The 22238-nt window shown below is 40.3% G+C and carries 23 protein-coding genes; 3 read left to right on the top strand and 20 right to left on the bottom strand.

Annotated features, from left to right (window positions below; translation table 11 throughout):
- Positions 1-133: 133 nt before the first annotated feature.
- Complete coding sequence (locus H8S17_RS00205; RefSeq protein WP_243237917.1) at positions 134-577, top strand: glycosyltransferase family protein; 444 nt, start codon at positions 134-136, stop codon at positions 575-577.
- On the opposite strand, the gene aepY is transcribed toward H8S17_RS00205, so the two are convergent.
- Genes aepY through aepX form a run of 4 tightly spaced genes read right to left on the bottom strand, consistent with a single transcriptional unit; the run spans position 578 to position 4865 of the window.
- The gene (gene aepY / locus H8S17_RS00200) at positions 578-1717 is read right to left on the bottom strand and encodes a phosphonopyruvate decarboxylase (protein ID WP_186865743.1); all 1140 of its coding nucleotides are present in this window, start codon (positions 1715-1717) and stop codon (positions 578-580) included.
- Positions 1708-2418: an NTP transferase domain-containing protein gene (locus H8S17_RS00195; RefSeq protein WP_186865742.1), complete on the bottom strand. Its 711-nt coding sequence runs from the start codon at positions 2416-2418 to the stop codon at positions 1708-1710. The genes aepY and H8S17_RS00195 overlap by 10 nt, the downstream gene beginning before the upstream one ends.
- Positions 2419-2427: 9 nt before the next feature.
- Entirely contained in the window at positions 2428-3546 is a 1119-nt protein-coding gene (locus tag H8S17_RS00190; RefSeq protein ID WP_186865741.1) for a 2-aminoethylphosphonate aminotransferase, read from the bottom strand.
- Between the two features lie 23 nt (positions 3547-3569).
- Positions 3570-4865, bottom strand: a complete 1296-nt coding sequence (aepX, locus tag H8S17_RS00185; protein WP_186865740.1) for a phosphoenolpyruvate mutase — start codon at positions 4863-4865, stop codon at positions 3570-3572.
- A 164-nt stretch (positions 4866-5029) separates the two neighbouring features.
- Here aepX and H8S17_RS00180 point away from each other — a divergent pair, with 164 nt between their 5' ends.
- Positions 5030-6223 carry a CgeB family protein gene (locus tag H8S17_RS00180; RefSeq protein WP_186865739.1) on the top strand — a complete coding sequence of 398 codons (1194 nt, stop codon included), beginning with the start codon at positions 5030-5032 and terminating at the stop codon, positions 6221-6223.
- A 4-nt stretch (positions 6224-6227) separates the two neighbouring features.
- Positions 6228-7394, top strand: coding sequence for a CgeB family protein (locus tag H8S17_RS00175; RefSeq protein ID WP_186865738.1), 1167 nt, complete (start codon positions 6228-6230; stop codon positions 7392-7394).
- A 95-nt stretch (positions 7395-7489) separates the two neighbouring features.
- On the opposite strand, the gene H8S17_RS00170 is transcribed toward H8S17_RS00175, so the two are convergent.
- From H8S17_RS00170 to H8S17_RS00095, 16 genes are all read right to left on the bottom strand, one after another.
- The gene (locus H8S17_RS00170; RefSeq protein ID WP_186865737.1) at positions 7490-9337 is read right to left on the bottom strand and encodes a motility associated factor glycosyltransferase family protein; all 1848 of its coding nucleotides are present in this window, start codon (positions 9335-9337) and stop codon (positions 7490-7492) included.
- Between the two features lie 11 nt (positions 9338-9348).
- A complete protein-coding gene (locus tag H8S17_RS00165; protein ID WP_186865736.1) occupies positions 9349-9606 on the bottom strand; it encodes a hypothetical protein in 258 nt (85 codons plus the stop codon).
- 66 nt (positions 9607-9672) lie between these two features.
- Entirely contained in the window at positions 9673-10488 is an 816-nt protein-coding gene (locus H8S17_RS00160; protein WP_186865735.1) for a flagellin N-terminal helical domain-containing protein, read from the bottom strand.
- Positions 10489-10720: 232 nt separating this feature from the next.
- On the bottom strand, positions 10721-11938 hold the full coding sequence (locus tag H8S17_RS00155; RefSeq protein WP_186865734.1) for an acyl-CoA reductase: 1218 nt from the start codon (positions 11936-11938) through the stop codon (positions 10721-10723).
- Entirely contained in the window at positions 11898-12974 is a 1077-nt protein-coding gene (locus tag H8S17_RS00150; protein ID WP_186865733.1) for a LuxE/PaaK family acyltransferase, read from the bottom strand. The genes H8S17_RS00155 and H8S17_RS00150 overlap by 41 nt, the downstream gene beginning before the upstream one ends.
- Positions 12967-14391, bottom strand: a complete 1425-nt coding sequence (locus H8S17_RS00145; protein ID WP_186865732.1) for an AMP-binding protein — start codon at positions 14389-14391, stop codon at positions 12967-12969. The genes H8S17_RS00150 and H8S17_RS00145 overlap by 8 nt, the downstream gene beginning before the upstream one ends.
- 26 nt (positions 14392-14417) lie before the next feature.
- Complete coding sequence (locus H8S17_RS00140) at positions 14418-15080, bottom strand: MBL fold metallo-hydrolase (RefSeq protein ID WP_186865731.1); 663 nt, start codon at positions 15078-15080, stop codon at positions 14418-14420.
- Positions 15073-15315 (bottom strand): acyl carrier protein, encoded by a 243-nt coding sequence (locus tag H8S17_RS00135; protein ID WP_178051671.1) that lies wholly within the window; start codon positions 15313-15315, stop codon positions 15073-15075. Before H8S17_RS00135 ends, H8S17_RS00140 begins: the two co-directional genes overlap by 8 nt.
- Entirely contained in the window at positions 15308-16423 is a 1116-nt protein-coding gene (locus H8S17_RS00130) for a radical SAM/SPASM domain-containing protein (RefSeq protein ID WP_243237942.1), read from the bottom strand. The genes H8S17_RS00135 and H8S17_RS00130 overlap by 8 nt, the downstream gene beginning before the upstream one ends.
- Positions 16368-17345 (bottom strand): transketolase family protein, encoded by a 978-nt coding sequence (locus tag H8S17_RS00125; protein WP_186865730.1) that lies wholly within the window; start codon positions 17343-17345, stop codon positions 16368-16370. Before H8S17_RS00125 ends, H8S17_RS00130 begins: the two co-directional genes overlap by 56 nt.
- A complete protein-coding gene (locus H8S17_RS00120; protein ID WP_178051674.1) occupies positions 17329-18153 on the bottom strand; it encodes a transketolase in 825 nt (274 codons plus the stop codon). Before H8S17_RS00120 ends, H8S17_RS00125 begins: the two co-directional genes overlap by 17 nt.
- A gap of 8 nt (positions 18154-18161) precedes the next feature.
- Positions 18162-18923, bottom strand: a complete 762-nt coding sequence (locus H8S17_RS00115; RefSeq protein ID WP_178051675.1) for an SDR family NAD(P)-dependent oxidoreductase — start codon at positions 18921-18923, stop codon at positions 18162-18164.
- A 14-nt stretch (positions 18924-18937) separates the two neighbouring features.
- Entirely contained in the window at positions 18938-19396 is a 459-nt protein-coding gene (locus H8S17_RS00110) for a 3-hydroxyacyl-ACP dehydratase FabZ family protein (protein ID WP_186865729.1), read from the bottom strand.
- A 2-nt stretch (positions 19397-19398) separates the two neighbouring features.
- A complete protein-coding gene (locus tag H8S17_RS00105) occupies positions 19399-20373 on the bottom strand; it encodes a transketolase family protein (protein WP_186865728.1) in 975 nt (324 codons plus the stop codon).
- A gap of 2 nt (positions 20374-20375) precedes the next feature.
- Positions 20376-21197 carry a transketolase gene (locus H8S17_RS00100; protein WP_207723337.1) on the bottom strand — a complete coding sequence of 274 codons (822 nt, stop codon included), beginning with the start codon at positions 21195-21197 and terminating at the stop codon, positions 20376-20378.
- An 11-nt stretch (positions 21198-21208) separates the two neighbouring features.
- Positions 21209-22237 (bottom strand): hypothetical protein, encoded by a 1029-nt coding sequence (locus H8S17_RS00095; protein ID WP_186865727.1) that lies wholly within the window; start codon positions 22235-22237, stop codon positions 21209-21211.
- Between the last annotated feature and the right edge of the window lies 1 nt (position 22238).

The raw sequence follows: 22238 nt of genomic DNA, 5'->3' as shown, positions 1-22238 counted from the left end.
AAACTTATGCATATTTTATATTATTTCTGGAATGAAAATTCCGCCGCTGACATTGATGACTCATTTGCTGCTTTAGGGCATCAATGTATGCGTTTCTCCATGCCTTTAAAAAATTAAGACCACGATTTAGAGTTTGAACTGCAGATTACCGATACCAGATATATTTACTGCATCTGATCCGAAACTGTTACAAAATTGTAACTGCCATGGCGTGATCTCTTATACAAATGAAATGCCTTGTGTATTTCATCTTTCTAAGATCAACTTAAATATCTCTCTCCGTTCCATCACAAGCGGTATCCCGCTTAGATGCTTAGACATCCTTGGTACCAACGGATTCCCGCTGACAAACTATCAACCGGAGCTGGCAGAGTTTTTCATACCTGATGAAGATTTTGTCATGTATGAATCAGAAGATGACTTTCTTCAAAAAATAGAATATTATCTCTCACATGAGGCAGAACGCAAAGAAATCTCCTACAATGGCTGGAAAAAGGTCAATCAGAACTTTTCCTATGAAAAAACAACTGCAGACACTCCTGTCACAGCTTCCCTTAAATTAGACAGCGTGGCATAGCTATGCATCTGTATTGTGATATGCCATAAAATTCTGCTTATTTTCTTTGGCACTCTCTTTTGGTCTGCCTAAGTCAGCTCTTGAACCAACTGCAACTTTAACCTCTATAAATGTCAACTTTTGATTTTGGGATACAGTTTCTAATACCTCTGATAATCCCTTGCTGTCTGTCACTGTATAACACTGTTCATAACCACACGCCTTCGCAATCTCTGCATAATGTGTACCGACACAACCAGTCGGCATCCCACCGACAGATTCATGTGCGTCATTGTTCAGACAGATATGCACCAGATTTTTCGGTGCACGATTTGCAATGAATGCAAGTGCTCCCATATGCATCAATACTGCACCGTCACCGTCTAAACAGTATACACGCTTATCTGGTTTCTCCGTTGCCAAAGAAAGTGCAATCATCGATGCGTGTCCCATTCCACCTACGGTTAAAAAGTCCTGTCTGTGACTTCCCTTGATCGCATCACTCTGTTCATAAACTTCCCTTGATATCTTTCCTGTGGTTGAAACAACAATATCTTCCTCATTGATCGATGTGATAATTTCTTTGACCGCATCTTCACGTATCAGTGTATTGCCATTGTCCGTATCATGCAAAAAAATTTCTCCGTCAAAAAAATCCTTTTTGATCACGACCGCAAACTGCCGGTTCTCCTCAAATGTCTGTCTGGCAGACGTAAGTATCTCTGTTAAATCCTGTTTTGTGGTATCAGCACCTATCACCGCATGGGGAATATCTAAAACTTCTAACATGCTTTCTGTGATCTCTCCCATGAACCGATGCTGTGGTTCATCTTTTTTTCCGGGTTCGCCACGAAAACCGATCAGAAAGAGTATCGGGATACCATATACTTTTTCATTTGCCAGCGAAGTAACCGGATTTACCATATTACCGATGCCACTGTTCTGCATATAGACACAGGCTGCCTTTTGTGTTGCCAGATAACTTCCGATCGCCATGCCTACTGCCGCACCCTCATTGACCGGTACATAATGTTTAAATACCTGTGCACCCTCATTCGTCTGCAGATAATCACAAAATGGTTTTAACGTAGAATCCGGTACCCCGATCAGTGTTGAAATGTCTGCCGCCTTCAATTCTTCAACAAATGTCTTTACCTGCATTGTGCAAGCCTCCCTTCTAATGCTTCTAATTCTTCTACAGTATCCACTTCCACAATTTCTTCCGGTAAGACTTCTGCGACTGTCACATAAATATCTTTTAAACAGCGGTCTGTGATCTCATCCCAATATAACTGTTCATGCCCTTTTTGTTTATAAGCAGCAAGGATCGCATCTTTAATGACTTTAGCATCTTCTTTTTTCCAATAAGAAATACCTGCCATATTATAAGCATCTGTTCCATATTTATGGATACCTGTCATTCGATCTTTCGCCATATCAAATACCCAGTCATCCGATCTTCCCTTAATCATCTTAGCAAAATAACAGGAAGTATCTAATTTGCGGTCTAACACTTCTTTTTTCGGCAAATACAGATCCGCTTCACAAATAAAACAATCACTGCTGCCTAAGAGATCTCTGACGGCATAAAGGGAAGAAATATTATTTTTCTCTAAATATTCTGTATTCTCAACTAAGACAACATTTTGGTATTTTTCTGTCAGATAAGAAAACTGCTCTTTTAAATATCCTACCACAATATAGATCCTATCTACTCTGCGGTATAAAAGTGCAGCGATCACGGTTTCTATAAACGGTGTCCCCGCTGCCGGAACTAACGGCTTTGGTATCGTTTCTGTAATCGGCCGCATTCTGCTTCCGAGTCCTGCTGCCATAAGTATGGCAATCTCTTTTCTTTCCATCTTGTTTCCTCAATAGGTTACCGGAATGTTTACGCCCATATCGATAAGTCCGGCTTTCAATACTTTAAAAAATGCATGGATATCTTCTTCATCGATCGCACCTAATGCACACAGGCGGAATGTTTCTGTTCCGCTGATCTTGCCCGGATAGATCGTAAATCCTCTTTCATAACAGTAATCATGCATTTTTTCAAAATTCCAGTGCTCGTCTTTCGGATAAGGAACGGTTACAACTAAGCCTGCCTGCCATTCTCTCTTAATCACATCTGTAAATCCAAGTTCTGACAATCCCTGATGCAGTGCCTCAAATACGCGCTTATGACGCTCCCATTTTGCCTGCTCTCCCTCGGCAAAATATTCCCTGATCGCCTGACGCATCGCATATACGGTCTGTACCGGCGGTGTAAAATGCATCTCTCCATGTTCTTCAAAATACTGATACTGCATATATAAATTACAATAATACGAACGTGTCGGAAATGCTTTTGATTCCTCAATAATGGCTTTTTTTCCAACAATAAACGAGATCCCTGTCATTGCCATCAGTCCTTTTTGTGCAGATGCCATACAAAAATCTACATTCTCTTTTTCAATATCGATCGGCCGCATGGCATATGTCGATGTGGTATCTACAACAAAAATGGCACCATATTGATGCGCTAATGCACCGATCTGCCGGATTGGATTTAAAATTCCTGTACCGGTTTCATTGTGCGTCGTATATACCAAAGAGATCTCTTTATGTTCTTTTAAAACTTCCTCAATCTTATGGCAATCCGGCAGTTCATCAAATGCAAATCTCAGATCTATATATGGAAGATGATAATATTCACAAATCTCTGCTGCCCTGCTGCTATAGGCTCCATTATTAACGATCAGTATCTTACCATCTGCCTTTAACAGGGAATTTAAACAAACATCCATGCAGATCGTTCCCGAACCGCAAAAAAGTACGGACGTATAAGTTTCTAAATCTCCATGCACGATCTTTACAAGATCATTCCGGATTTCTTTCATAATCTCTACAAATTCCGTTTCCCTTGGACAGATATCCGGTACGATCTGTGCCTGTTTGACTGTATCTGTTGTAGTTGCCGGTCCCGGATTTAATAATATTTTTCGCTCCATTATGCTTATCCTGCCTTTTATTTTTATATCTCATCGATCAAAGTAATGATCTCTTTAAATGGCATCAGTGCATCATCTACTTCTAATGCCCGGTGATGTCTTAAAATGCTCTCAGCCGTATGCTTCATTGCCGGAAATTCACTTCGCAGAAGCTGGTTGGCATAGATCACGATATTCACTCCATGCTCTGCTAATTCCGATTCATAAATGCTGTTAAAAGATGTCGGAACCACAACAATCGGTGTGATTGTATCTTCCTTGCGAAACCGGTCACAAAATTCTAAGATCTCGTCCGGTTCTTTCTTTCTCGAATGTATCATAATGCCATCTGCTCCGGCTTTTACATAAGCCCTTGCACGTATTAGGGCATCTTCCATTCCCTGTTCTAAGATAAGGCTCTCGATACGGGCAATGATCATAAATTCATCTGTCCGCTGTGCACTTTTCCCGGCGGAAATCTTCTCACAAAAACGCTCGATGGATTCCTGTGTCTGCACCACTTCTGTGCCAAACAGAGAATTTTTCTTAAGTCCTGTCTTATCTTCAATAATGATCGCAGAAACACCTAACCGTTCTAATGTACGCACATTGTATACAAAATGCTCCGGCAGTCCACCCGTATCACCATCTAAGATGATCGGTTTCGTCGTGACTTCCATCACATCATCGATCGTTCTGATCCTAGAGGACATATCGACCAATTCAATATCCGGTTTTCCTTTTACAGTGGAATCACAAAGACTTGAGATCCACATTGCATCGAACTGGTCTAAATTTCCATCAGATTTCACAACAGTTTTTTCCGCTACCAGTCCACTCAATCCACTATGTACCTCGATGGTTTTTACAACCGGACAGAACTTGATCAACTGACGCAGTCTTTTTCTCCTAAATTCCGGCATGGCAAGTTTTTCCCGCATTAAGCTGTCTACTTTCCGCACATGCAGATTATAGGTATATGGTACCTCGATCAGTTCCCCACCATATTTTTCTAACAAACCGACAACATTCGCCCTGATGATCTGCTCCGGCCCTTCTTTCCAGTTATCCCCATGGATCACATAATCAGGATGCAATTTTTCAAATACTTCATCATACATGATCTCTGACTGTATGATCACTTCATCTACACCCTCAATATTTTCTACCATTGCTAAACGTTCTTTAAAACTGACTGTCGGGAAACGGTTAAAACGGATCATCGCCTCATCACTTAACACACCAACGATCACTCTGCCGTATCTTCCCGCCTGTTCAATAATATTTAAATGTCCCTCATGTATCACATCTGTACAAAAACAGGTATATACTTTCTGCATTCTATTACACCTCTTTATTCTTATAAAATATACCTATATCATACAATATTTTAAGCACTAAATCGACCTTTTTCTGACATTTTCACATTTTTCTCTCTTTACTGGTGTAATTTTCTTAAATAAGGTATAATAAAAATATTCATAGAATGATAGGGGATTGATGTATGAAGATATTGTTTTACCGCTATGGAAGCATCTGTGAACCGGATGTAATTGAAGGATTTTTGGAATTAGGGCATCAGGTATCTGAAATCACAGAGGAGATCACGAATAAGACACTTCTTCCCAGCCAGACGATACGGCTGATTTCGGAATATTTAGGAAATGATTCACATGATCTGGTATTTACGATCAACTTTTATCCGGCAATTTCAGAAGTCTGTACGCTGTTAAAAATACCTTATGTCTGCTGGATTGTCGATTCCCCAGTTTTAGAACTATATACGACCTCTGTCACAAATCCGTATAACCGCATTTTTCTGTTCGACTATACAATGTATCAGGAATTTGCCCCATTAAATCCTTCCTGCATTTTTTATCTGCCACTTGCAGTCAGTGTCAATGCAAAACAGGCTGTCATTCAGGAGGCTGATATGGATACCCGTCATTCTTATGCTTCGGATGTCACTTTTTTAGGTTCCTTATATTCAGAAAAATGCCCTTATGACACCCTTCATCATCCTTCTGACTACAGCAGAGGATATCTGGATGCGATCATGCAGGCGCAGTTGAAGATCTACGGATATTATTTCATTGAGGATCTTTTAAATGATTCCCTCATAGCGTCTTACCGGAACTGTAACCCTGATTTCTTTTTCTTTCCGGCAGATTCCTATCTGACTGACCGCATCACATTGTCTTTATATTATATCGGTAATAAGATCACCGCCTTAGAACGCGATACGACGATGCGGCTGTTAAGCGAAAATTTTTCGACTACGATCTACACCGGAAGTGATACCTCGATGTATCCGAAGCTGCATAACCGTGGTTTTGCAAAAACCTTAACGGAAATGCCGGTCATTTTCCACGAAAGTAAGATCAATATCAATACTACATCAAAGCCGATCCGCAGCGGTCTGCCGCTTCGCATCTGGGATATCTTAGGCTCTGGCGGTTTTGTATTAAGCAATTACCAGTCAGAGATCCCAGACTTATTGCAGATCGGTGAACATTTAGACACTTACGGAAGTATGGAAGAACTGCTTGAAAAATGTGAATATTATCTCGCCCATGATAAAATACGAAAAGAAATCGCAGAAAACGGCTTCAAAGAAGTGGCTGCACATCATACTTATGTACACCGCTTACAGACGCTCTTAGAACTTGCCTTTAACAGCACAGAAAATGAGGTTTAGATTTATGAACATATTATTTTTAGACTGGGACTGTTTTGGAAAAACAGCCGCCATTTCAGCATGGGAAGAACTTGGACATCATGTCTTTTTATTTATGCATAAAGATTTTGACACACGCATCAGTGAAGATTATGAACGCTCTTTTGACCAGTTTGTCTGCGAAAATCCGATTGATTTTTGTTTTTCCTTTAATTATTTTCCTGTACTTTCTGAAGCTGCAAAAAAACATGATCTGCCTTATATTTCTTTTGTATATGACTCTCCTCATGTCATGTTATATTCCTATACGATCATCAACCCGAACAACCATGTATTCCTCTTTGACCGTATGGAATGTATCAAACTGCAGTCTATGGGGATTTCTACAGTACAATATCTACCTCTGCCGGCGGATACGACGTCCATACGCTCTTTGTTACAACAGCCATATGATACTGACAAATTATCTGCAGAAGTATCTTTTGTCGGTTCCCTGTACCACGAATCGCATAACCTGTTTGACCGTCTGTCAAATGTCAATTCCTATACCAAAGGATATTTAGATGCGATCATGCAGGCACAGTTAGAAATCTCCGGCTATAATTTTATTGAAGAAGTATTGCCAAAAGATATCGTAAATGAAATGCAGCGGGTTCTGCAATATGACAACCGCCGTTATGGTGTGGAAACTTTAGAATATATCTTCGCACACTATGTCATTGACCGTAAGATCACGCAGATAGAACGGAAAAAACTTTTATCTGCGGCTGCTATGCACAGCAGGCTGCGGCTGTATACTTTAGATTCCTCCGCTGTGATTACCAATGCCACAAACATGGGCCCTGTCAGCTATACGACAGAAATGCCTCTCATATTTCATAACAGTAAGATCAACCTGAATATTTCCCTGCGCAGCATCCGTTCCGGCATCCCTTTGCGATGCATGGATATCCTTGGTGCCGGCGGATTTCTGCTTACGAATTATCAGGCAGATCTTTTTGAACATTTTACTTCTGATGTGGATTTTGTCTATTACGAAGATGAAAATGATATGCTGTCTAAGATTGACTATTATTTAACACATGATAAGAAACGGAAAGAAATTGCTGCCAATGGATATGAAAAAGTTCTAAAATCCCACACCTTTACCAAAAGGTTTGCGGAGATTTTAGAACTCAGCCATATCTGTTAAATTGTTTTATACATATAGCAGTTAAAAACAAATGCATTGTTCCAGTATCCTGCCACATCTGATTCTAAGAAACGGATCTGCATCCTCTGGCTGTATCACATCTCTTTATAATATGGTATCTTGCTTAAATCTTCAATCATATCATCTGCTGCCTTACAGTAACTTTCTAAAAGTGCCTTTCCCTGTACTGCAAGTTCCTCAACTGCCACATCTGTCTGTGCAAATACCACATCATCGGTTTCATAATTTTCTTTTGCATTATATAATGTCAGAATATCGATCAGAAGTTCCTTTGCAATTTCTTCATCTACCACTGCAATCTCCTGACAGATCCTGTCATATTCTTTCTGATCTTTCTTTTTTGATCCTGCCCAGCGGTTTAAGTTATCATATGCAGCAACCCCCTTATGAAAGATTACTTTTAATTCCTCTAAACGCTTTGGTATCTGACAGAGTTCCCTATGGATATTTTCCTGCTGTTCCTTTGTAAATACCGGCTCTAACTCTGCGGTCACAGCATCCATATCAAACTTTCCTATACATTTCTCATCTAATACTTCCTGAAATGTCTTTAAGATCGTTCCCTGAATACGTGCACCGCCTTCTGTTGCATCAATAACTTCTAACTCTGGATGTTTCTTGATCTCCCGCTCAAACCACCGCAGATATTGTTCCATCTTAATATCTGTACGAAGTTCTTCTCCATGGATTCCCTCTACAGTTACTATGATACTGCCCTTCGTAAGGTCCTCGTCCGGCTTTTTCATATCCTCGATCCCTTTTGTATAGACTCTGCCACCGGTAAATGCCAGATCCTGTCCGATAAATACGATCGTACGAAATCCCAATGTCACAGCTAAGGAAAATGCATCATTTGCTACAGAGCCGCCCGATGCTAAATAAACTCCATCTCCTTTTCCCTCTTTCCAGTAAAATTGCTGTACAAACGGATAGCTGATACTATGATAAAAATGTTTCCCCTGATTCTTTTCGATCAACTCTCGTGCAGATAATGGCATCACTACAAGATTCGGTGTTTCAATGCCTTCGATTCCTACCATTTTCATACCAATGACAGGATCTACTGAAACAACCAGATCTGGCTGTACCCCTGCACGTACCACGCTCCGCATGGCTGCATCTACGACAATGATCAAGGCTTTTCCTTTTGCCTCTTTTAACAGATGGATATTTTTATCTAACGATGGACCTGCTGAAACAATGATCGCGGGGATATTTGAAATATCCATCTTTGCTAAATATTCTACCAACTGATCGACCGTATAGCCCTTCATCATGTCCGGTATTGCATAATACAGATTGTCTAAATATTTACTGCCAAATTCCTCATAAGATGCCCGCTGGAAGATCAGCCATTTGATCCTCTGTACTAACAATTCGATGAATACTTCACACTGTTTTGGAAATAGTATATCATAATTCGGCAGGATACACTGTTCTACAAGATCCCTCTTTGCATAATTGATCGTATTTACGATCAGCTTTTCAAGTGCACCATCTTCAGCACTTCCTGTAAAAAATTTTACACGCGTATCTGAAAAAATATCCGTATAATCATATATCTCTAAATATTTATCTAACCATGCCGCATCCGGCTCATAGATCAATACTATATTCGTATCATCTAACTTCTGTAAAAGCTGCCGGATACATTTTCCATCCGATAATCCGGCAATTGCATACACTTTATAATCGCTGTCAACAACATACCGCTCTGCAAATAATTCTGCTGCCCAAAGCGGCTCGTAATAACTGTTTAATCTATATTCACCCTGCTCTGTTTTTGCAAACGGAATGCAGTCTTTATTTTCATTTTCAACAAATACAAGTTCTATCTGTGCAGTCTGTGCTGCTTTTAATTTTGAAATAACATCCGGGAATCGCTCTTCTATAATCTTATAATTTTTCTGATATCTGTCCATTCGTTCTCCTGTTATCCGATAAATGCCAGTATTTCATATCTTAATACATCCGCTAATGCTAATGTATCACATCTGTTCCATGCATCTGCCATCACACCGATCAGATACATCATCACTTCTTTTGCATCCGCAGATGACTGATATTTCTCCTGCCATGCCATAATCATTGCTTCGTGGATCGCCTGACGATTTGCTTCAAACCACGCATATCCTTCCTGTTCCCTGTTCTGATATAGAAGAGCACTGTTCTTTTCTATCTCCTGATACATATTATTTTTCTCCTATAAAATAAAAAAATAAGGTCGGCAAAGCCGACCTTATTTCCAATACGCCGATTACTGTAATAAGGATAATACACCCTGTGTAGACTGATTTGCCTGTGCAAGCATAGACTGTCCAGCCTGAGCAAGGATATTGTTCTTGCTGTAAGTAACCATTTCTTTTGCCATATCTGTATCACGGATACGAGATTCAGCAGCCTGAGTATTCTCAGATGTGTTGTCTAAGTTAGCGATTGTGTGCTCTAATCTGTTCTGGATAGCACCTAATTTAGAACGATGAGAAGATAATTTGTTGATAGCTGCCTGTACTTTAGACATTGTCTTAGATGCAGCTCCATTGCTAGATACGTCAACTGTTCCATCAAGTCCTAAATCTGTAGCTTTACAAGAGCTGATGCTGATAGACATTGTCTGTCCTGATAAAGAACCAACCTGTAATTTCTTTCCAGTAAATGCTCCATCTAACAGGTTCATTGTGTTGAACTGTGTTGTAGAGTAGATTCTGTCAATTTCAGTTGTAAGCTGAGTCATCTCATCGCTGATCTTTGTTCTATCATCTGTTGTATTTGTATCAGAAGCTGCCTGTGTTGCTAATTCATTCATTCTCTGTAAGATAGAATGAGTTTCGTTCATAGCACCTTCAGCGATCTGTACTACAGAGATACCATCCTGTGCATTTAAAGAAGCTCTGTCTAATCCACGGATTGTTGCTCTCATTTTTTCAGAAATAGCAAGACCTGCTGCATCATCACCTGCACGATTGATCTTGTATCCAGAAGATAACTTCTCAGTTGATTTACTCTGTGCGCTTGTTGTAATTCCTAACATTCTGTTGGCATTAGCTGCCTGCATATTGTGCTGTACTACCATAATTGTTTCCTCCTTGAATTTACTGTAGCGTCCATGCTACAAAACTTATTATTGTTGTAGGATCATCTTCCTTGTGACCGTACGCTTCACTTAGATCAAATCCTCAAGTAACAATTGTTATCTTGTTTACTTGTAATATATATCGGGCAGTTCTTCAAATACTTTACACCTTTTTTGAAAAATTTTCTAATTTTTTTAAAGAAATTGTAAAAGCCCTATTTATAGGCATTTCTCAGCCAATCTTTCTGGAAAGTCCGCGGATCATATCATAACCGTCCCAGTTTAAATCAATGTCTAAGCTCTTTCCTATCGGCACCACACGGTCTATTCCGAGCATATGCATATGGATGACTTCCTTTTTGATTTCTTTTTCATCTACTCCATATATCACACAGGTCTGCACTCTTGTATCATTCAAATGCACCAGTGTATCCTGAACATTCTGAAATTCTTTTTGAAAAAACAAACCATACTTTCCTCTGAGTTTTGTGATATTCTCCGGCAGCTTATTTAAGCTGATGACATAGAGAAGATTCTGATACCGGTCAGTCTGCTTTGTATCTAACTCCATCAGATAACTGCACAGCGTGGTAAATTTCTCACTGGCTTTGATATCCTCTAAAGTATATCTTTCTGCCTCTTTAGAGATGTGTTCCCAGAAACGCTTCTGTGCCTTCCGGTATTGCTCTCCTTCTCCGATCCAGCAGATCATATGCGGTGTGGAACATGCATTCTGATCCATCAGATATGTGTCATTATAAAAATTAGCAGCAAGACGGCTCATTTCCTGTTCACTACTATCTAGAACTGCCTTGGCATCCATCAGCGCAAATGAATATCTGTCTGCAAATGTGATCTCTGTACTGCGTGGCGGCAGTTTTGACTGACGGATCATTTCGATCGTATGATCCCCGCCCCAGATCAGGCGTACTTGGCACTGTGCGGAAAATAAATCTGTCAGTTCCTTTTTGGCATGATCGTACATGACAACTGCATTTTCCTGTTCCACCCAACGGTACTGCTCATCTAAGATCAGTCTGTCTACTGCATCGCAGATGATCCGTACCTGTATAAAATCTTTCATCGATACACGAACGATATTCGCATTTCCTGAAAGCAGTCCAAATACCCATGAGTAGGCAAAATTGATCGGTACATTTGATGGTGCAATATGAAAAACTGTACCTTTTCCGATCATATATGCTGCATCTGCATATCGTTCCTTCATCAGTTTTAAATTTGCCCTCCGAATAAAAAAAGCAAATGTCAGAATATCCGTATACTGTTTTGCCCGGACATCTGCACGTAATTCCTCTGATAATTTTCCTAAAAAATCACATACTTCTTCGTCAAAAATTTCTCTTGGAGCAGGTTGTACCTGTCTGGCTCCAAACAGATATACAATATCTTTATTGTCCATAGGTATCACTGCACCCCCTGACTTCTGCATTTTTGATCCTTCCAAGCACTTCAAAATACTTTCCTTTTCTTCCGCATGGGCAGTCATCCTCGCCTAGCAGAACACCCTCGTCTTCTGTCAGAATTGAATGTCCCGGATAGGACTCTGGGATCAGTGAAAGTACCTGTATCACACCTTTTTCTCCGATATCGCATACAGAAAAATCTTTCATTCTCCGCATGATCACATCGGAAAATATGCTTGTATGTAAATGCCCACATTCGCACTGCATATAAATACTTCCGGTCTGTTCGACCATTCCATAATAATCATGTATGTCTGACAATCCACATACACTCTTTAAACGCTCCCGAAATTCCTCCGGACTTACTGCTTCATTGGCAAGTTTCTTCCAGCCGCCGCCATGGATCAGTATGGCATTTCTTAGATCAATACAGTTTGGATTCTTTAATAATTCTTTGTAGAAATGCTGCCAGATCATAAAAGTAAAGCCAAACAGTAGAATCTTCTCACCATTATGCTTTTGTAAAAATTTCTGTACCGCTTCTAAATCTAACTGCATATCATCATTCAATACATACTGCCTGTCTGACGCAAAAATGGAAAATCCTAAGATTCCTGCACCTCTTGCTGAAAACATTTTTCTGTCTTTTACAACAGACGGACTATCTATGATCAACATTGGAAGGCGTGACTTTCCGGTAAATTCTGATACGATCTTTACTAACACTTTCTGCTGGTTCGCAGAAGTTTTCCTGTCTAAATAGATCTTAGATACTGCCTGTCCGGTCGTTCCTGATGATGTCATGGTCTTAAAGACCTCCTCATCATCGACTGATTTTAACGCATGTGTCTTAAATAACTGCACCGGTAGAAATGGCAGTTCTTCGTATGTCTGCACCTTATCCACATCTATCTGCAAACCATCTAAAACGTTTCCATAGGCAGCACAGTGCTCTTTATGATATGTTGTCAATCCACATAAGCGTTCTGTAAAAAGTTTCTGCTTTTCTTCTTTTGGCAGTCCATAAGGTGAGAGTTGTAAAATTTCTGACATATCAATCATAATATTTCTCCAATTTGCGGTATAAGGTTTTTCCTGCATCATTTTTTGGAATTTCCATGACATACTTCACCGCATATGCCTTTGCATTTAAGCCTGTTTTCCCTGCTAAAAACTGTCGGATCTGCGTATGGATCTCCTCCTGATCAGTTGTTACGAAAACATATAAACGATCATCTACTCCTGCACATGCACATTCGATCTGTTCAAATTCATGCTTGATCATTCTTTCAACTTCATCTAAATTTACACGATTTCCATAAATCTTTAAGAAACGTTTCTTTCTACCTACGATATAAAAATATCCGTCGGCATCCATCTTCGCCATATCACCTGTCTGCAACACACCATGACGCTCATCTTCTTTTGCAAGATCTGCTAGACATTCTGCATAACCAAGTGTAACGTTTTCTCCTTCATACACAAGTTCTCCAACGATATCCGCATCTTTGATCTGATTGCCGTCCACATCTTTCAGCCATAACCTTCCATGTGGGATCGCAATTCCCATACTGCCGTATTTTTCTAACGATCTTTCAGAAGGAAGGTATGCCATACGCGCGGTTGCTTCGGTCTGACCATACATGACAATGAATTTTTTCCCGGTATTTTTTGCATATTCCGCAAATTCCCTGTGCAGTTCCGGTGAGAGTTTTCCACCTGCCTGTGTCATATAACGCAGACTTGGCAGTTCCATCAGAAAGAACCGCAGTCGTTTTAACATCTCATATGTAAAAGGCACACCCCCAAAAGAAGTGGCATTATTTTCACGGAAAAATTCCCAGAAATGCCGGCTTGTCATAGGCTCATCTGTCAGTAAGATCTCTGCTCCGACCAATAGATGACTGTTAATGATAGAAAGACCGTAGGTATAATTCATCGGTAAGGTGGAGATCGGTTTTTCATCAACAGTAAGCTCTAAGTATTCTGCAATAGACTCTGCATTTGATAAGATATTTCTATAACTCTGCCGCACTAGTTTCGGACTTCCCGTCGAACCGGATGTGGTAAGCAGCAGTCCTAACTCCTGATACATTGTCTTTTCCATGGCATATGAGGTACGAAGCAGGCAATAACCATATGATTCCCATACCTTCTCATAATCACTAAATGCCTCTGCCATTTCTTTTGGAAGATATAAAAAAGCCGGCTCATATATTCCTATCAACTGCTGCCTTAACTCTGTTTCGATCTCGGCATTTAATAGAACAGGAACAATATGATACCGTAAAAATGTTACATATCCCAGTACAGATCCAGCCTCATTTCTGCAAAAAGAAAAGACTAACGTTCTCCCTCCTATTGTATCAAAAAGTTCTGCTGACTTTTGATCAAGTGTTTCATACGTCAAGGACGTTCCTTTTGCATCTGACAGTGCTATATTGTCTTTGTATTGTTTTAATACATTCTCTATCATCATCCTTCCCTCCCTCTCTGAAACGTCTGTTATCTATTTTTTATGGATTCTAAATAGGTGATTCTCTGGCTCAACCGGAAATTCTTCCCATGCCCCGGATAGATCATGCTCTCCTGTGACTTGGCTAACAGAAACGGAACTACTATCTTTCTGTAATCGTCCTTAGAACCATATCTCTTTCGGATGATCACATCATGATCTAATGACAGGGAATCCCCGACAAATATCACATCATCAAACACGATCATTGCACTTCCGGGCGAATGTCCCGGTGCTCTAAAAAAACAGACCGGTATGCCTTCCCACTCCATTGCAAATGATTCTGTATAGGTAATATCTGCCGGTTCACAATGATATGGTTCTACCACGATATCTGGATCTTTTCCCATAAAATGCAGCTGCACTTTAAAGATGCTCGATAAATTTTTATCTGCATCCTGCATCCGTTCGCTGCATACCTGTGAACAGATCACTTTTGCATCGGTTATCTTTCTAAGTGCATTTAATGCTGCAATATGGTCATAATGTTCATGTGTCAATCCGATATATTCGATCTCATATCCCTTTGTATACTCTAAGATAGCATCAATATTATTCGGATCGATCACAAAACATTTATGATCCTCTGCATAGATCACATAGCAGTTGCTTTCTAATATTTCATCCCTGTAAACTGCAATCCGGTTACGCATTCATATCAATTCCGTATTTTGTCATGATCTCAATACCTTTTTCAAATGAGTTGAAATCAATGATATCATCTGCCTCCATCATAATATCAAACTCATCTTCTAAAGATGCGATCAGATCCATATGTCCGATAGAATCCCATGCTTCTACATCCTGATATTTTAATGTCTTTGCCTTCTCTGCATCTACCTCAAAACTCTCTGTAAAAATCTTCGTATACTTCTCTAAATTACTCATGTTCTTCCTCCTGTTTTTCTTTTATGATAAAATCTTCTGCTGCAAAAACTGCAGCAGCCGGTTCCGGCGTAAACATAGATGTACTTCCACTTAAATATTTATCACGAAAACTGCGGTTTTGTGCTGCCAGACAGATATTCGAATATTCTCCGAAGTACTTAATACTAAAACCATAGTCAATGATTTCTTTTAAAGACTGTTCTTTGATATTGCCTATCTTTATATTGATAAACGGGCATGGCAGGACATCTCCCATCGGTGTCACAAAGATCCGGTTGACCGCCCAGCAGCCCCAGATGGCTTCTTTATTCCTATCAAATTCATCCCAGAGATCATGCAGACATTTATAGTTCTTTCTGATCTCTTTAAACTTCTTAAGGTCTTCGGCATCCATATAATTATCTTTCCAGACACCGTAGGGCATTGCCATAAAGAAGTTGGTAGCGATATCCCGCTCTTTTAGGTAATCTAAAAACTCATATAATTCCTTAGAATGTGCATTATGATGACCAAATAACACTTGTGCCCATACATCAAGTCCGGCATTTTTTGCATGGTCAAATGCTTCTAATGCCCGTTTATGGGCACCCGCTACTTTTCTGGAACGATCATGTTCTTCTTCATCCAATGAAGAAACACTGATACCGACTCCATCTAAACCTTCTGCTGCTAATTCCTTTGCCACTTCTTCGGACAGAAAATATCCATTTGTGATAAGTACCATTTTAAAACGTTCCGGTCCACAGGCAGCTATGATCTTCTTTGTGTTTTCCACATTAATCAATAGTTCTCCACCCTGTAATATGATCTCCCAGACACCAAGGGCATCCGCTTCATCACATATCCTCGTAATATCTTCGAAACTAAGTGACTGAGTATTATATTTTGCTTCCCCAACTTCATAACAGAACTCACATCTGAAATTGCACGCATTATTATAATCGATTGCGACCTGCCGTGGGGTTCTTCCTACTTTACCGCCATTTTTTCTAAGATTACGTCTATATTTATGTAATTTGTCCACCACACGGGGTTTCTCCATGATCGACATCTTATCTTCCCACCTTTTCGTACTTCTCTGATATTTTCTGTAACATGGTCTTTGCATCAAGCCCGCAGTCCTCTAACAGATATTCATACTCTGTTGCATTCGGATATACATCTTCCACTGCGAACATCTGCATCAATGGATGCTGCTCTTTTTCAGCATAATATTCAGCGATGGCACTTCCTAAGCCGCCCGCTTTCATATGTTCTTCAATGGTAACCACTAACTTGTGGGTACAGATCTCATCTAATATATCAGTATCTAACGGTTTGATCGTATGCATATCGATCAAGGTTACAGAGATACCATTCTTTTCTAATTCCTGTGCAATCTTTTTGGCTGTTCCTAAGATCACTCCGGTGGCAATGATCCCAATGTCCTCTCCTTTTGCAAGGCAGATGGCTTTTCCAATTTCAAACGTATAGTCCTCTTTATAGATGACTGGTATATTTGTCTTTCCAGACAATCTTAAATATACCGGCTTATCATAATCCATCAGTGCATACATCATCTTTACCAACTCTGTGGCATCTGCCGGTGATAAGATCGTGATATTCGGAATTGCCCTGATATCTGCAATATCTTCTAAACCCATATGGGTTGCACTCAGATCGCCCTCTGCCAAACCGCCGCCGACACCGATCAGTTTTACAGCGATCTTTCCATATCCTAGATTCACCCTGATCTGATCTAGGGTACGTGCTGTGATAAAGGTTGCATAGGTTGCTGCAAATACATGCAGTCCCTCTTTCTGCATTCCTGCCGCAACACCGACAAGATTCTGTTCTGCAATCCCTACATCAATATAATGATCTGGATAATTTTTCTGAAATTCTTCTGTACCAAAATATCTCGCTACATCTGCTGTTGCAAACATCATCGCCGGATCTGCTTCTGCTAACTCCCCTAACAACATTCCGACAACTCTGCGCATTCCAAGCATCGACCATATTCTCGCATTTCGTTTATTTATCTCCTGCACAGTTCCATTCTCCTATTACTTGTTCATACATTTCTTTTGTCAGATACGAAATATGCCAGTCCACATTGTTTTCCGCAAAGGATACGCCTTTCCCCTTGATCGTATGTGCAATGATGGCTTTTGGTTTCTCTGTTTCCTGCAAAAAAGCAGCCTGTAATTCCATCACATCATGTCCATTAACTTCTATCACATCATATCCCATACTTCTCCATCTGTCTGCCATATTTCCAAGATCCATAACATCTTCTGTATTGCCATCATTCTGCAAATGGTTTAAATCAATGATCGGAACCACATTTTTCAGATGATAGTGGCAGATAAAAGAAGCTGCCTCCCAGATGGAACCCTCGTCACATTCGCCATCTCCGATCAGCACATAAAACTTCGCGTCTTTATTATTTCTCCGTTCTAATGCAACTGCTGAACCGGCTGCTAAAGCTAGTCCCTGTCCTAAACTTCCACCGGAAAATTCGAATCCATGGCTGATATCCATGCGGGGATGTTTGTATAGATATGCCCGTCCCTGTAGCGCATCGTTTATTTCTTTTTCCGATAGAAATCCTGCATACCGAAGTGCCGCATATAAAGCAATGGCACTATGTGCTTTACTCATAATAAAACGATCCCTGCCATCCCACTCTGGATCAGACACATCATATTTCATAATACTGCCATATAAAACTGCTAAAATATCTGCACATGACATTCCACCGCCAATATGCGCACCTTTTGTACCGGAATGTAATGCCATCGTCAATATATCTTCCCTGATCGTCTGTGCGATCTTTTCTAATTCTTCTCTCTGCATATATCTACCTACCAAACTGACTTCGGAGGATTCGTTCCCCCATCTACTCTTAAGACCTGTCCTGTAATATAAGATGCCATATCGGACCCAAGGAATAGTACTGCATTTGCGATCTCCTCTGCTGTTCCGAAACGTTTCAACATGACGGCATCTAAAATACTCTCTAAATTCTCCTCGTTGGAATCCTTGATCATATCGGTACGGACAATACCCGGAGCAACTGCATTGACACGGATTCCACACTGTCCTAATTCTCTTGCCTGCTGTTTCATTGCCGCATTGACAGCCGCTTTACATGCAACATAATCATAAGATGAGAAAAATCCATCTAAGGATGCGATCGAGGAAATATAGACAATACTTCCCTTCCGTTTCCGCTGCATAAGTCTTGCAATATATTGTGTAAATTCCATCTGAGCAAAAAAGTCCACTTCAAAGGTCTGTCTGACTTCCTGTATCGGCATCATGGAGAAGTTCCGGTATGCTGAAAGCACACCCGCATTGTTGACTAAGATATCGATATCTCTCTTATAAGAACGGATCTCTTTGACTGCCTCTTTCATTCCCTCTGCATCGGTCAGATCAAAGTAGATCTCTACAACTTTACAGCCGGTTTCTTCTTCAAGGACACGCATTTCCTGTTCAAATTCCGGATTTTTCTTTCTTGCACATGCAAAGATAAATGCTTTATTTTTTGCAAATACTTCGAGGATTGCCCTTCCGATCCCTCTGTTTGCACCTGTAATAACTGCACATTTTCCTGTTAGCATCTTTTTTCTCTCTTTCAATTATCATTCTTTTTCATCTGAAGTAATTCCGTTGGGGAGATCAGGGAAAATTCCATCTGGCATGTTGTCTTTCCTTCGACGGTTGCAACACCTTTAAACCAGCAGATGCCTCTCTTATAAGAGATCAGCGTAACATCTGTGATTAAAATATCTCCCGGTCTGACTTCCCGCTTAATCTTAACACTCTTACACTCGCCGAATAACAATGGAATTTCTTTTTTACCCTCTAAAGTATTGATGATCAATCCACCTGTCTGCATTAAGGCTTCCATCTGAAATACCCCCGGCATGACCGGATTTCCCGGAAAATGATACTGAAAATACCAGTCCTGTGAGGACATAAGCTTTGTACCCTTTGCAGATTCTCCCGGTTCAATATCTACTTTATCCAGGAAAATAAATTCTTTTGTCTGTCTGAAATATTCCTGCATATTACAATAATCTAAATGCACCATAATTATCTGTTTAATTCCTTTCGAATCCGTTTGTATATTTTTTGTGGTGTTAAGCCTGCTGTTTCTAATAACAGTTCCTTGCCTGCCGGATGTAAAAACTGATCTTCTACTCCAATCCGCACGACCTTTGGATGACGTTCAAACTGTGCATAATATTCTGAAACTGCTCCGCCTAATCCACCTATGATACTGTGTTCTTCTACAGTTACAATGATCTTTTTTCCCATCTGTCTCTCAAGCTGTCTGGTATCTAGCGGTTTGATCGTATGCATATCGATCACAGAAGTACTAATACCTTCGCTCTCAAGTAGTTCTACCGCCTTTTGTACCGTCCCTGCAATATTGCCTGCAAAAATGACCGCTACGTCTGTTCCGCTTTGTAATTCTTTGGATTTTCCTATCTGGATACCACCATCTTCACATTTCGTAATGATCTGCTGGTTCATTCCACCGGTCAGGCGGATATACATCGGTCCCTCTGTTGCTGCTGCCTGATGCATAATCTGATATGCTTCTGCCGGATCTGCCGGTGATACGACGGTAATATTCGGGATTGCACGCATGATTGCTATATCTTCATAAGTATAATGTGTATTACCTGACATTCCCATTTCTACTCCAGCTGCTGAACCGATCAGTTTGATATTCATATGCTGATAACCCATATGATGCCGGATCTGTTCATAACATCTCATGGTCAGAAATGTCGCGTATGTCGTTGCAAAAACAACATTTCCTTCTGCTGCCAATCCTGCTGCAATTCCTATCATATTCTGTTCTGCAATCCCGACATTGACAAACCGCTCCGGAAACATATGTTGTACCCGGTCTAGACCTGATAAATGTGCAAGATCGGCTGTTAATGTATAACTGTTCTGATATTCTTCCATGATCTCTATCAGTGCCACTCCACATACTGTACCACGCTGTCCTAACATAGACCATGCTCTTAAATTTCTCTTGGTCAGTTCCTGCATACTCACATCTCTTTCTCTATTTCTGCTCTTGCACGTTCATAATCTGCTTCTTTTAATTCTGCATGATGCCATAATGGATCATTTTCCATAAAGGAAACTCCCTTTCCTTTGATGGTATCTGCTATAATCGCGATCGGCTGATCATCACTCTTTTGTGAAAATGCCTGTAACAGGCTGTTTACATCATGTCCGTCACAGGTGATCGTCAGAAATCCAAATGCCTTTAATTTAGCTTCTATATCTGTAAAACCACCGACTTCTTCTGTCTTTCCATCATACTGTAAATGGTTATTATCTATGATCACCGTCAGGTTATGAAGTTTCATCTTAGCCGCAGACATCATAGCCTCCCAGATAGCACCTTCTTCACATTCTCCATCACCTAAAAGAACGTATACCCGGTGTTTTCTCCTTTTCACCTTTGCATCTAATGCCATTCCACAGCCTACGGATAATGCCATTCCCAGACTTCCACCGGAAAATTCGATTCCATGCTGCAGATTTCTCATCGGATGTCCGACGAGATCAGAACCGTCCTGCTCAAAGGAATCTAAATCCTCCTGTGTTAAAAAGCCCATCTCATACAAAGCTGTATCATATGCGAGTACGGCATGTGCTTTTCCGATCAGTATACGATCCCGTTCTTCCCAGAGTGGATTTTTCGCATCTATTGTGGCACATCCGCCATATAATGTGGCAAGGATCTCTATACAGGATAAACCACCACCAAGATGTGCACCGGCTTTGCCTGCCCGATACGCCATATGAAGTGCCTGCAAACGCATCCGCTTTGCCATTTGCTGAATCTGTTCTACCTTATCCATGACTGCTGCTCCTATCGAAAATTTGGTCTGTCCTGATCTCCGTCTGCCTTAAAGATCACAGCATCTTCTGCATCTGTATGATAATAGATCTCAATATTCTTCTGTACAAACGGCTCAAAATAGTTTGGAATGATATTTCTGTCATTTTCTGTTCTTTCCACAAAGCCTGCCTCTTTTAATGCATCTTCTGATACACCATGCTCATACAGATCTATATATTCATATCCGTTATGCTCGATCAGTTCACGCAACGCTGCTCCTGCATATCGGATCTCTGTCACATCTCCTAAGATATCCACAAGCCGGAATACCTTTGCTCCATTCTGGTTGACTTCCCGTCCAACAAGCACTGTTTTTGTACCGATACCAAACATCTGATAATGGTAGATCGAGTGGGAAAAATATCTTTTCTGTACATACCACGCATCTTTATATGGGATTCTCTCCTTAAAAGCTGCATCATCAAAGACCTGATACATTTCTTGTACATTCTGATATTCCATAAGAGGTTTTTGCGGAGTGCTAAAACTGCTCATAATCTCTGGCTGCTTTACGATCTTTGCAATCTTATATTCGTCACGCTTATCTAAGATATAAAAATGCCTGTGCCTTCCTCCATGGTGTCTTAAGACTCTGGTTTCTAACGGAAGTGCAGTCACGGGATTTGCACCATTTCCAATATATGCTTTCTGCTGCATAAGGGCATATATTCTTCTAAGCATTTCCACGCCAAGCATTGGAACTGCACATTTCGGATACACTTTTAAGATTCCACCGGAAAAACAACTCTCTTTTGGCTTCATCTCTTTCTCATATGGATAAAATCCCATAATGGCTTCTATCGCATTTGTTTCTTTGCTCCTTGCCAAAAAATAGTTTAATTTATTACCGTTTTGAAATTCATATAAGAAAAAATCTTTATCATTGGCTAATATATGGTCTTTATTCCAATATTCCCTGATAAATCCCATGATATCATCTAATTCTTCCATATCTGCAATTTTAAAAATATATTTCTCATCAAATCTGTTCATCGTCATT

This window comes from Roseburia zhanii (assembly GCF_014287635.1).
Taxonomy (GTDB): Bacteria; Bacillota; Clostridia; order Lachnospirales; family Lachnospiraceae; genus Roseburia_B; species Roseburia_B zhanii.
Note: the sequence above shows the minus strand (reverse complement) of the source record. Positions and strands in the feature narration are given on the sequence as shown.